The sequence below is a fragment of the Chryseobacterium sp. LAM-KRS1 genome, from assembly GCF_013184525.1.
Taxonomy (GTDB): domain Bacteria; phylum Bacteroidota; class Bacteroidia; order Flavobacteriales; family Weeksellaceae; genus Chryseobacterium; species Chryseobacterium proteolyticum.
Genome location: NZ_JAAOIZ010000003.1, coordinates 489,116 through 502,393, shown reverse-complemented (window position 1 = coordinate 502,393; position 13,278 = coordinate 489,116). Strand labels below are relative to the sequence as shown.

Below are 13,278 nucleotides of genomic sequence, written 5' to 3'. Positions count from 1 at the left end.
ATTGAATTTAACGAAGTTTTAAAAATTGTATTAATTCTTAGTTGTTAGAAATAACAATATTGCATATGGAAAATAAAGAGAGTAATTTTTTCTTGCATTTTTATCCCGCATGTACTTTAATTAAAGCACAAGTAGGGGTTAATACAATAAAGACATCAGGTATTTTTTATGCAGATGAAGCAAAAGATTATTTAACCTGGATTCTGAAAATAGGTAATCCTCCAAATGACAGAATTGGGCTATCGATGGATTCAACGTAATTATAAAAATTGGAAATAGTAAAACAGAATATTATATTTTTATTTTATTGCTATTTGGAGAAATAGTTCCCACAAACTCCGGATAGGATCAGGCACAAAAAATTCTAACAACACAAATTCGACATATATATAGCGCTTATCTTAATGGTAAGTGCTTTTTTTGTATGGATTTCAATATTAGTTTTTCTTTGCATAAATGGGATAAATGTTTTTATTTTGTAACTAACAAATGTTTGTTTGTAACATTTTGGCAATAAAATTGACTAATTAAAATATAATCTTCATATCAAATTATTTTTAGCGAAATACAGAAGATTATTAAGCGCTTACTCACGTAAGTGCTTTTTTATTTTAAAGGTTAATTGTCTATTTGTAAAAGAGCATTGATTCCTCTTGTGTGCTCAAGCAAATGCGGAAAAAAATTATTGTAACATTCCTGAAGAAGATCTTTATTTTTTAAAAATGCTTCGAATACAGGAATATCTTTCTCCAGATATTGTGCTTTATTAAGAACATTTTGAATACTGAATTTTATTCCCCAATCTTCTCTGTAATTATATAGCCAATCCTCTGTTTCCATCTTTGCTAACATTCTCTTAAAATTTTCAGGAAGCCATTCTTGATTTTCATTAAGAGCCTTGTAAACGCGAAGGGAATGGTTTTTCCAGCCTTGCAGTGAATTAAGAGTGAAGTCATTAGCCAGAAAATGATCCATAGATACATCTACAAATGCTCCTGCATATAGTCTTACCAGAGGGCTGAATATTTTTTTAGCTTCATGAATAGCCGGATGGGAGTCTGTAAAAGTATCAATAGCTCGGTGTAAGGTAATTCCATCCTGAATTTCTTTTGGAAATGAGAACCGCTCTTTGTTTCTGATGAAATCTTCGAGAAACTGTCCGACAATTTGCTGATCTGTAAAAGAGAGAAAAGAATGTGCTAAATAATTCATAGGGTATCAGGTTATAATAATAAAACCTTCAAATAAAGTTAAGGTATTTGAAGGTTTATAAACTAACTATTTAAAAGAAATTATCTAACAATAAACTTTTTACTTTCTATCAAAGAATTTTTGTCATCATAAATACTTAGGAAGTACTCTCCGGAAGTTAATCCTTTGAGGTGGATGGTAGTTTCTGTAGTTGATATTACATTTTGGCCTGCAGAATTGTATACTTTAAAAGAATACTTGCCGGTTCTGTTTCCTGAAATCTGAATCATATCATGGGCAGGATTAGGATATAGTAAGAACTCTTGTGTTTCATGAATAGCTTCCTTTGTGGCGAGGAAAGATTGTGTTTCAGGCATAAAATTAGAAACGACACAAGCGAAACGTGCAAATCCAAAGGCTTCATTAGCCGGCTTGGTGTTTCCTATTGCTACCCCCGTAGGATCACTATTGTAGTTAATGTCCGGATTTGCCCACCTGTTGATTCTGGTACAGTTGAATCCTTTAGAGGAACATTCATCATTATAAGCCATTATAGTTCTCCATCTTTGAGAAGAAGTGCTCGAAGTTCCAAGATCTATTGCTTTTTTATTGGTGTATCCATGATGATGATCACATGGTGTGGTGCTGGAGTCTACGTACCAGTCATGTCTTAATCCCATATTGTGTCCAAGTTCGTGGGCAAGTGAGTAGTTGGATACAGCACAATTGTATAGGCTTACACAAAACCCTGAATTACTGCTGTAGTTGGTAGAACTTGTATTTACATAGCCTAAGCCGCAAGTGTTAGTTGGTGTTGAGGTAACTAAAGCGCATAGATCCGCTCCATAGGTGGTTCTTAGTGTATGTACATCATCCATATACCCATCATTATTATTTCTGAGCCTTGGAAGATCCGTACTCAAACTTCCGGATTCAGTGTAGCTGATCTCTCCGGAGTATACAAGATTAATGGTGACATTGGAAACCCCGGAATTGATTAATGCAGTATTGAAATTGGTGATAGCAGTTGCTACAAACGAATTACTCTGTGAAAGTCCGCCCCATGCGTTTTTTGCTGCGGTAGTGAAAACTACCATCACATCTACTCTGGTGGCAGGGCATACAGGGGTTGTTGATAAGCAAACGTTAGAATTTGCTTTATTAAAGTTTTCGTTTTTGTCCATTACATAATCATCAATCGAGTCCTGATTGAGGATTGTCGAATCGCTCACTTCGGATAATGCAAAAACGTTTACATCAGTTTGGTGGAATATTACTTTTTCACCTGTGCCTGAAGCGTACATTCCTGTTACCACGCGATCATATTGTGAAAGTACAAGTTCGGCTCTGGGATCATTTTCAATAGTGTAAATATAAGATTCACTCTTATTGCTGTACGTTAAAGAACGGCTGAATTTGGCTGTGATCTCTTTACCGGTCGGGAGGTTGATTTGTAAATCGGATTTTAAATTAAAGGGAACTTGGGAATAGTATTTTGTAACTAAATAAGAAGAGGATAGCTCCCTGCTTACTTTTTGGTTACTTTTTAAATTATTCTCATTAATAGCTGTTTGAAAAATTTTGTTTTGCCCAAATAGCATGCCGGCGCAAAACAACACGAAAATAGTGAATTTTGTTTTCATTTTATGTGATTTAGTATGGTGATATACAAATATATATAAAATATCAACATGTGGTGATTTTTTTTCAATGGATGATCGAAATTTCTGCGAAATATTTAATTTCAGAGCTTTGTTGCTATTGAATTGATCTAAGAAACCACGGTTGAAGATTGTTTTTAATAATATCATCACTCTCTATCGAATATTTATATTGATAAAGAGTGATGATGTTTATTTAATCCCTGCTTGGATTTTGGCGATAAATTGGAAACGAGTACGTTTTCTTGATAAATTAAATAAGGATGTTTTAGGACTGTCTTTTAATTAAAAGATTCGTTCATGGAAATCTTCAATTTTACTGACTTCCTCAATTTTAATCCCGAATTTTCTTTTAGGTATTTTGTTGAGGTTGGAGACAAAGATCTTTTCATATCCCAATTTTTCAGCTTCCGAGATGCGTTGTTCAATTTGAGCAACAGGTCTGATTTCGCCGCTAAGTCCGATTTCCCCGGCAAAACAAAAATGTTCGGATATTGCAATGTCTTCATTAGAAGAAAGGATAGAGGCTACTACAGCGAGATCAAGGGCTGGGTCATCTGTCTTTATTCCCCCTGTAATGTTGAGAAAAACGTCTTTAGCACCAAGCTGGAATCCGGCTCTCTTCTCCAGTACGGCAAGTAACATATTCAATCTTTTAGCATCAAATCCGGTAGAACTCCTCTGAGGTGTTCCATAAACAGCCGTGCTTACCAGTGCCTGAATCTCCAATAACATAGGGCGATTTCCCTCAAGCGTTACAGCTACGGAGTTTCCGGAAAGCTCCTCGAATTTTTTTGTAATTAAAATTTCAGATGGATTTTTGATCTCTTTTAAGCCCTGGGAAATCATTTCATAGATTCCAATTTCCGAGGTGGAGCCAAAACGGTTTTTATTAGCCCGTAATAATCTGAAAAGATGATTCCTATCCCCATCGAAATTTAAAACTACATCTACCATATGTTCCAAAACCTTTGGACCGGCAATCTGTCCGTCTTTAGTAATGTGACCTACCAGAAAAACGGGAGTATTGTTCTCTTTAGCATATTTAATGATCTCATTCGAACATTCTCTTATTTGGGAAACGGTTCCCGGTGAGCTTTCTATCAATTGGGACTGTAAGGTTTGAATGGAGTCGATAATGATGAAATCAGGCTCTAATTTTTTGGCTTCATGTAATATTTTTTCCAGTGAAGTTTCGGTGTAAAGGAAGCAATTTGGGTTTTGAACTTCAGATAACCGGTCTGCTCTCATTTTGATCTGTGAGGCGCTTTCTTCTCCTGAAACATAAAATATTTTCTTCTTCATTTTTAATGCCAGCTGTAAAAGCAATGTTGATTTTCCGATTCCCGGCTCTCCTCCGATCAAAGTAACAGAACCTAAAACAATTCCACCTCCCATTACCCGGTTGAGCTCCTCGGAGGGTGTTTTAATCCTGGGTTCTTCAATTGCTTCAACTTCAATGATATTAATAACGTGTTGTTTTGTTTTCGAGGAAGGAAGACTTCTGCTGGATACCTTTTCCACGACCTCTTCAACTAATGTATTCCATTGTCCGCAATTTTTGCATTGTCCCATCCATTGTGAGTATTGGGTTCCGCAGTTTTGACAGAAATATGCTGTTTTAAGTTTTGCCATACTGCGAAGTTCAAAATTTTTTTTGAATTTTACTTCTGAATTTTTGGTTAATTTTCTAGTATGAAAAATATTTTAATAAAAAGCGTGGTTATATTCTTTATAATGACAATCCTTACTACATGGCTTGCAGATTGGCTCGTAGGATATTTGCATTTACCCGGCGGTGATTTTGGAATGCTTTCGTTGGCTGTTCTTATTGGATGTATAATAAGCAGCGGAGTGGGACTTGTAACGGTTGTCATATTTAAAAGCACATATCAATCGGTGGTTAGGATTGCTATTTTATTTGAAGTACTCTACCTTTTTATGCTGATGATATCAGGAACTAATCCTTTTACTTATTTTTCTGAGAAAACAAACGCGAAACTTCTGAATGTACTTTTGTATATGAATGCAGTTGTCGTTTTTCTGATTGTAATTGCTATTCATTTTATGTATGTGAAAATAAAATCAAAGAAAAAATTATCATAGGTCAAGAGGTGAATGGGTTTATCACTTTATCTTTGGTGGGTAAAAAATAAAATATATTACAATGAAAAAGATACTATTAGCTTTTATGTTTGCTTTTTTAAGCATCGCAGGCTTTGCACAATCAACCTGGAAAGTAGATCCTATGCATTCTTCAGTTAATTTCAATATCAAGCATATGGGGATTAGTTTTGTGCAGGGAAGATTTGATAAATTCGATGGTACAGTGGTTTCTTCAGGGAAAGATCTGGATAAGGCAGCTTTCAATTTTAGCGTGGTAACCGGATCGGTAAACACAGGCGTTGAAATGAGAGATAAGCATTTGAAAAGTGCAGACTTCTTCGATGCAGAGAAATTTCCGACCATGACATTCGAAAGCGGATCTATTACGAAAGATAAAAATAATACCTACATCCTTAAAGGAAAACTTACCATTAAAGATGTGACAAAAGAAATCAGCATTCCGGTAACGTATGGTGGTGTAACAAAAAATCAGCAAGGTAAAGAAATTTTAGGCTTTCAAACAAAATTTACAGTAAACCGTTTAGATTATAATATTAAATATGATCCAACAGGAGCGGGTGTTGCAAAGGATGTAGATGTTAATTTATATTTTGAATTAATAAAGCAATAATTTTTTTAAATATAATTTGGTTTGGTTAAAGGTTTCTCAAGTAATTTTGAGGAACCTTTTTTTTATTTCTTAGCAAATAAATTGCCTCGTATTTCTTTTTCCCATAACTTTGCACAAACCTAATCTAATGAGTAAAAAGAATACTAAATACATCTTTGTGACAGGAGGTGTAACTTCATCTTTGGGAAAAGGAATTGTTTCTGCTTCTCTGGGACTATTGCTGAAATCACGCGGTTTTAATGTAACGATCCAAAAACTAGATCCTTATATTAATATTGACCCAGGAACTTTGAACCCTTATGAACACGGAGAGTGCTATGTAACCGAAGATGGTGCGGAGACGGATCTGGATTTAGGTCATTACGAGCGATACTTAGATGCTCCCACTTCTCAAAACAACAACGTTACTACAGGAAAAATCTACCAGACTGTAATTGAAAAAGAAAGAAAAGGCGACTTTTTAGGAAAAACAGTTCAGGTAATTCCTCATATCACTAACGAAATCAAACGTAGGATTAAAATTTTATCCAAGCAGAACTACGATATCATTATTACTGAAATCGGAGGAACTGTAGGGGATATCGAATCTTTGCCATACATTGAAACTGTACGTCAGCTAAAATGGGAATTGGGAGAAAAGAATTCTATGGTAATTCACTTAACCCTGTTGCCATATCTGGCTTCCAGTGGAGAATTAAAGACAAAACCTTCTCAGCATTCCGTACGTCAATTGATGGAAAGCGGAATTATGGCAGATGTTTTGGTTTGCAGAACAGAGCATAAAATACCAAAAGATCAGAGAGCTAAATTAGCTCAGTTCTGTAATGTTCCTTTGGATAATGTAATTGAGTGCAAAGATTTGGAAACTATTTATGAAGTTCCTATGTACCTTCAGAAACAGAACTTTGATGATGTAGTTCTAAAAGAATTGGATCTTAAGAGTGATAAAGAAGCGGATCTTAAAGATTGGAAGAGTTTCCTTAAGAAATTCCAGAATCCAAAAAAGACTGTTGAAATTGCTTTAGTAGGTAAATATGTTTCTCTTCAGGATTCTTACATTTCTATCGCTGAAGCATTTAAGCATGCCGGAGCAGATCTTGAGACGGAAGTAAAAGTGAGATGGGTTTATAGTGGGGATATCACCCAGGAAAATATCAAAGAAACTTTAAAAGGAGTTAATGGAATTCTTATTGCTCCTGGTTTTGGAGACAGAGGTATTGAAGGTAAAGTATTGACGGCTCAATATGCAAGAGAAAATAAAATTCCTATGTTGGGAATTTGTTTAGGAATGCAGATTATGACTATTGAATTTGCACGAAATATTTTAGGGTATTCTAAAGCAAATTCTATGGAATTTGATACTGCTACAGAGCATCCTGTGATCTCTTTAATGGAAGAGCAAAAGAATGTTGTTGATAAAGGAGGAACGATGCGTCTTGGTTCTTGGAAGTGTTCTGTGAAGAATAACTCTAAACTTTCCGATATCTATGGAAGTAAGAATATAGCTGAAAGACACCGTCACCGTTATGAATTTAACAGTGATTATTTACAAGAATTTGAAAAAAACGGATTCTTTGCAACAGGTACTAATCCTGAAACCGGACTGGTTGAAGCTCTTGAGCTTAATGATCATCCGTTCTATGTAGGAGTGCAGTATCATCCTGAATATAAGAGTACGGTTGCAACACCGCATCCGTTATTCAGAGCTTTTATTAAAGCATGTGAGAAGAAATAAAGGAATTTATATCGATTAAACGTCATATTTAAACTCAGGTTGATTATTATCAGCCTGAGTTTATCATATTGTAATAGAGTAAAAGATAGAGTTTTGATAAAAAATCAGTATTTTTGTCAGCTCGAAATCTAGGGTGAAATTTAATGTTGAATTTTACGGTGGATTATGAAAAAATAATTTTAATAAAATCAAAATGCAACAGAACAACGGACTCGATAAAAGTCAAATGATTAGTTTTGCGGTTTTATGTTTGGTTCTCTTTGGATTCATGTTTTATTTTCAGAATAAACAGCAGAAAGAGGAACAGTTGAAAGCTCAGCAACAAAAAACTGAACAGGTAAAAACTGCCGTAAAACAAACTCAGGCAAGTAATATCAATCCAAATGTAACTCCTAACGCTATTCAGGTTTCTACTTTAGGAAATAATGAACTGAAATTGGAATTTTCCAGCTTGGGAGGGCAAGTTTCTAAAGTAGAACTTTTAAAATACAAAGCGTATGATCACAAAAGTGATCAGGCTGATCTCCCTCTTTATTTAATCAATAAGAATAACTCAAACTACGGTTTTCAGTTTAAGGATAAAACGGGTAAGGTTATTAATACTAAAGACCTGGTTTTCTCTCCGACAGTGAATGGAAATGCTGTAACGATGACAGCTAATTACAATGGTGCTGTTATTCAGTTTATTTATACATTACTTCCTAAATATACATTAGACTTTAAAGTAAGAACTCAGGGATTGGCTTCAGTAACTTCTGATACCAAGGCTGATTTTCTTTGGAATTATAATGTGAGAAATTTAGAAAAAGGTAGAGCTCAGGAACAATCTCACTCAGAATTTTCTTATGCATTTAATAACTATAAGAGCTATGATTACGATGGAAGAACGACCATGGAAGAAGAGAAAGAAACTCTTAACTGGATTGGTGTAAAACAGCAATTCTTCTCTTCTGTGATTGAAGCTAAAAACGGATTTACACAAAGTAAAGGAAATCAGGAATCAATAGAAGAGGGTGAATATTTGAAGAAATTCAACTATGAAGGATTTGTTCAGATGACAGGGAGTGAATTGAATCAGGATTTTACATGGTATTTTATGCCATTAGATTTACCGTTATTAAAATCATATGATAAAAACTTTGATGAGATATTACCTTTGGGTTGGTCATTTATCGGTGGGATGAACCGCTATTTCTTCATGCCAATGTATAATATTATTGCATCTTGGGGATTAACAGCAGGCTGGGTGATCTTCTTTATGACGATCATTGTTAAACTTATCCTATCGCCAATTATGTACAAGCAACATAAATTGAGTGCTATGATGAGGGTAATTCGTCCTGAAATTGACGAGGCTAATGCGAAGTTAAAGGATGCGGATCCGATGAAGAAGCAACAAGCTACAATGGAAATTTACAGAAAGGCTGGTGTTAATCAAATGGCGGGTTGTTTGCCGGCGTTGGTACAGATTCCTATCTTCTATGCATTATTCCGTTTCTTTCCGAACTTTATTGATTTAAGAGGAAAAGGCTTCTGGTTTGCAAAAGATCTGACCGCTTATGATGATTTAATCAGATTACCATTTAAAGTTCCTTTCCTGGGAGATCATTTGAGTGTTTTTGCTTTAGCGTGTACGGTGGTAATTTTAATCTATACTATCATGACATCAGGAAATATCCAGCAACCTCAACAAGAGGGAATGCCAAATATGAAAGTATTAATGTACATTTTCCCAATTACATTTTTATTCTTCCTGAATACTTCTGCATCTGGTCTTTCATGGTATTACTTTGTATCCAATGCAATTAACATCTTGATTATCCTTGTTATTAAATATGTGATCCTGGATGAAAAGAAAATTCATGCCCAGATCCAGGCGAATAAGGAAAAGCCCAAAACTGAAGGTAAATTCCAGAAAAGAATGCGGGAGATGATGGAGAAGGCTCAGGAACAACAAAGAGCTCAGGAACAACAGAGAAATAAGAAGAAATAATATTATAATAATAAAAAAAGAGGTGCAATAATTTGCACCTCTTTTTTTATTGCACCTCTTTAATCATATTTAAGTCTGAAAGATTGCCTGTGGTGTACTGTGGGGCCAAACTTTATAAGTGCATCCTGATGCTTTTTAGTGGCATATCCAAAATTAGTATCCCATCCGTATTCGGGAAACTCATCATGTAATTTAATCATCAGCTGGTCTCTGTAATTTTTAGCTAAGATAGAAGCTGCAGCAATTGAAAGGATTTTAGAATCTCCTTTAATGATGCATTGATGTGGGATGTAATTATAAGGGTGGAACTTGTTTCCGTCCACCAGAATTAGTTCCGGTCTTGTTGTTAATTTATCTAATGCCTGATGCATTGCATGGATGCTGGCATTAAGAATGTTGTGTAAGTCAATGAATGCTGGAGGTAATTCTGCGATAGCATAATCTTTAACATTATCTTTTATATAATTATCCAGATCCATTCTGGTTTTAAAATTCAATTTTTTAGAATCATTTACTAAGCTTTGTTTGAAGTTGTGGTCTAAGATGACAGCTGCAGCAACCACAGGCCCTGACAAGCACCCCCTTCCAACTTCATCACATCCTGCTTCTATGTAACTCCCTGACCAACTTTGTAATAAATCCATTAAAATAATATCTAAAACACTATAATATTTTGTAAAAATAAAGAAAAATATATTTTGCGGCAATATGTGTAAATGGTAGTGTATTTATCTTATTTATTTAATGTTTCTAGTTGAGTTATAAAATTTTTATCATATTTAAAAAATAACACGAATTAGTGATTTATGTTAAATTAGCATTAATTTTATCATATTTTTAAATATAATGGATAAGTGTGTTTGATCATCTAAAATTTTAAATATTTTTAACAATTAATTTGGTTAATTTAAGAAAGTTTTACATATTTGCAATTAATAAAAAAAATAATCAGTTTAAATATGAAGAAATTAACTACAAGTGTTTTAGCTATAGTTCTGACTTCCTCTTTTTTTGTTGCAAATGCACAACAAAGAAAGGGTGATACGTTGAAAACACAGAGTATTGAAGAGGTTATTGTTACAGGAGCTTTAGGTATTAAGAGAAAAGCTGATGCTGTTACAACTTCACAGCAGGTAGTTGGTAACCAGGAGCTAACCCAAGCGGCAAACCCAAACGCGGTAAGTGCTTTGGCTGGAAAGGTTGCTGGTTTGCAAATTACACAAACTAATACCAGTGTTACAGGAACTAATAGTATAGTGATTAGGGGTAATAGATCCTTTACTGGTTCTAGTGAAGCTTTGATTGTTATCGATAACGTTATTTCCTCCGCTACTGTCTTCCAACAATTGCCACCGGAGGTTATAGAGACGGTGAATGTAATTAAGGGAGCTGCTGGAGCTGCTCTTTATGGCTCTCAAGGTGTGAATGGTGCGATTATCGTAACTACTAAGAGAGGGGGAACTAATAAGAGAATGACGGCTACTTTTAATAGCGTTGTTGATTTTGATAAAGTAGCTTTTTTGCCTGAAAGACAGAGGCAATATGGGCAAGGGTGGTATGGTGATAAAATAAGTGTTGAGAATGGAGCTTGGGGTGCTGCTTTTGATGATCCTAAATTTGCAGGTGTTTTAGTTCCTTATGGACCATCCTTTACTGATGTTGATGGAGATGGTTATATCGCGTACAATCAGGACGATAGTAATTTTACAGCTGATGATGCTGGAGCGATCCACTCAAGATATGCACCTTATGGAAAAAATAATATAAGAGACTTCTTTCAAACTGGAACGACTTATCAGAATACGCTTACAGTAAATGCAGGGAATTCAGATGGGTATGTTTTGATGAGTTTAGGTAGTGTAGATAGAGAATTTGTTGTTCAGGATGATACAATGAAAAGGATATCCGGTATGTTTAAAGGAGGGGTTAAAGTTGGGAAATGGAGATTTGATGGTACAGTTAACTATATAAGACAAAAAACATCTACAACTAATTCTAACTTATATAGTAATTTATTACAATCTTCTTCAGATATTCCAATTACTTTGTTTAGAGATCACCCTGATAGAGGATATGCTTGGAGTGCATTCTACGCGAGTCCATATTTTACTATGAAGCATGAAAGATATAATACTTTGAGTAATTATTTTAACGTTCTTGCAAGTACTGAATTTCAATTAAATGATCATATTAACTTTTTATATAGGGGAAATCTGCAGTTCAGATCAACAGAATCTGATAGCCACAATGATGGATGGTCTGATCCGAGATATCAAAAAGATTTAGATGATATCCAAGAGCAAGGTAGTATTACTGCTATTCAGTCTTTTTATAACAAGAGCACTCAAAACTATACGACATACTATGGGGATTTCTTAGTTAATTTTGATTATGATTTAACTAAGGATATTAATATGAAATTGAATGTTGGGCATAATTATCAGGAATGGAGAACAAATACGGTATCCGCAGGAGGAACTGGTATTATTACCCCGGGAATCTATCAGATTTGGAATTTAAGTAACCCAACATTGCCAATTAATCTTAATAATAATTCATTTTATAATAATCAACATGCTTTCTTGGCAAACGTTGATTTAGCATATAAGGATTATTTATTTTTGAATGGAGCTGGAAGGTATGAAATGTCTTCTATACTTCCTATGGGTAATCGAGGGTATTTCTTCCCTGCTGTGTCTGCTTCATTTATTCCGACTAAAGCATTTCCAAGTATTAAAGGAAAGATTTTAAACTATGCTAAAGTAACAGCAGCATTCCAAAGAACAGGTATAACATCTAATATTGGGGTTTATGGGGTACAGAATCTTGCTGTTGTAGGAAGTGGATATCCTTATGATAACACAGGTATTAGTTTTGTAGTGAATCAATCACAAACTTTTAAAGATATAAAGCCTGAATTTAATACTAAAAAAGAAGTTGGATTGACTTTAGGTTTCCTTAATGACAGAATTACATTGGATGCATCTGCATACAGGGAGGATACTAAAGATCTAATTACGAATGTTACAACTTCTACAGCTTCTGGTATAGTTACTAATTTATTAAATATTGGAAAGCTTCATAATAAAGGAATTGATGCTGCGATAAATGTAGTTCCTATTAAAAGTAAAGATTTTAGATGGGATATAGGAGTGAATTATACAACATATAAAACTATCGTTGATAAGGTTACCGATGATGCTGACGAAGTTAGATTAGCAGGAAATAATTTTGTAGGATTGTATGCAGTTAAAGGGCAGGAATTTCCTATAATTAAAGGAACTGCCTATGTTAGGGATGATCAAGGAAGAGTTATTGTAAATCCTACGACAGGTTTGCCTACTGTAACGTCTACTCAGCAAGTGTTAGGTAAAGCTACGCCAAAATATATCCTTGGTTTAACTACATCAATAAAATATAAAGGTCTAAGAGTATCAGCGGTAATGGATTACAGAACTGGACATCAGTTTTATTCAGGAACCCTACAAGGGATGACCTTTAATGGAATGAATCCTGCAAGTGCCGGTTTTGACAGAAACCAACCTTATATCGTACCAAATTCAGTTTATTTGAGTAATGGTGTATATGTTCCAAATACATCGGTAGCAATTTATAATAATACTGGAGATACTCCTGTTGAAAAACTGATCAACTATTTTGGTGGATCGGCATATAATACAGTCGGTGAGAACTATATCCTTGATGCAACTGCATTTAAAGTTAGAGAGATAGCAATAAGTTATTCTTTTGGTAAAGAGCTTCTGGGAGCTTCCAAAATTAATGAATTAACTATCGGAGTACATGCTAGAAATCCATTCTACAAATTTTCAAAAGAAAATAGAGGTTATGATGATCCAGAGACGGCTTTTGACCCGAGATATAGAGGTTTAGCAAATCCAGATCAATATCCAAACCTTAAAACGTACGGAGCAAGTGTAACTGTATCATTTTAATTAAAAAA

10 protein-coding genes are annotated in these 13,278 nt (G+C 34.6%); 6 read left to right on the top strand and 4 right to left on the bottom strand.

The genetic code is table 11. The features are described from left to right. Positions 1-65 precede the first annotated feature (65 nt). Positions 66-260, top strand: a complete 195-nt coding sequence (locus G9C87_RS09705) for a hypothetical protein (RefSeq protein ID WP_172280519.1) — start codon at positions 66-68, stop codon at positions 258-260. 358 nt (positions 261-618) lie between these two features. On the opposite strand, the gene G9C87_RS09700 is transcribed toward G9C87_RS09705, so the two are convergent. The 3 genes from G9C87_RS09700 to radA form a co-directional block, all read right to left on the bottom strand. Further along, complete coding sequence (locus G9C87_RS09700) at positions 619-1,212, bottom strand: ACP phosphodiesterase (protein ID WP_172280517.1); 594 nt, start codon at positions 1,210-1,212, stop codon at positions 619-621. A gap of 80 nt (positions 1,213-1,292) precedes the next feature. Beyond that, positions 1,293-2,834: a M12 family metallo-peptidase gene (locus tag G9C87_RS09695; protein WP_172280515.1), complete on the bottom strand. Its 1,542-nt coding sequence runs from the start codon at positions 2,832-2,834 to the stop codon at positions 1,293-1,295. A gap of 303 nt (positions 2,835-3,137) precedes the next feature. Further along, complete coding sequence (radA, locus tag G9C87_RS09690; protein WP_172280513.1) at positions 3,138-4,487, bottom strand: DNA repair protein RadA; 1,350 nt, start codon at positions 4,485-4,487, stop codon at positions 3,138-3,140. A gap of 60 nt (positions 4,488-4,547) precedes the next feature. On the opposite strand from radA, the gene G9C87_RS09685 reads away from it, so the two are divergent. The 4 genes from G9C87_RS09685 to yidC all read left to right on the top strand — a co-directional run bounded on the left by G9C87_RS09685 (position 4,548) and on the right by yidC (position 9,317). After that, positions 4,548-4,958: a hypothetical protein gene (locus tag G9C87_RS09685; RefSeq protein WP_172280511.1), complete on the top strand. Its 411-nt coding sequence runs from the start codon at positions 4,548-4,550 to the stop codon at positions 4,956-4,958. A 61-nt stretch (positions 4,959-5,019) separates the two neighbouring features. Further along, a complete protein-coding gene (locus G9C87_RS09680) occupies positions 5,020-5,589 on the top strand; it encodes a YceI family protein (protein ID WP_172280509.1) in 570 nt (189 codons plus the stop codon). Between the two features lie 127 nt (positions 5,590-5,716). Further along, positions 5,717-7,324 carry a CTP synthase gene (locus G9C87_RS09675; RefSeq protein WP_172280507.1) on the top strand — a complete coding sequence of 536 codons (1,608 nt, stop codon included), beginning with the start codon at positions 5,717-5,719 and terminating at the stop codon, positions 7,322-7,324. Between the two features lie 193 nt (positions 7,325-7,517). Continuing rightward, a complete protein-coding gene (yidC, locus tag G9C87_RS09670; RefSeq protein WP_172280506.1) occupies positions 7,518-9,317 on the top strand; it encodes a membrane protein insertase YidC in 1,800 nt (599 codons plus the stop codon). Positions 9,318-9,376: 59 nt separating this feature from the next. On the opposite strand, the gene G9C87_RS09665 is transcribed toward yidC, so the two are convergent. Further along, the gene (locus G9C87_RS09665) at positions 9,377-9,961 is read right to left on the bottom strand and encodes a ribonuclease HII (RefSeq protein ID WP_172280504.1); all 585 of its coding nucleotides are present in this window, start codon (positions 9,959-9,961) and stop codon (positions 9,377-9,379) included. A gap of 315 nt (positions 9,962-10,276) precedes the next feature. On the opposite strand from G9C87_RS09665, the gene G9C87_RS09660 reads away from it, so the two are divergent. Next, entirely contained in the window at positions 10,277-13,270 is a 2,994-nt protein-coding gene (locus G9C87_RS09660; RefSeq protein ID WP_172280502.1) for a SusC/RagA family TonB-linked outer membrane protein, read from the top strand. Positions 13,271-13,278: the final 8 nt, after the last annotated feature.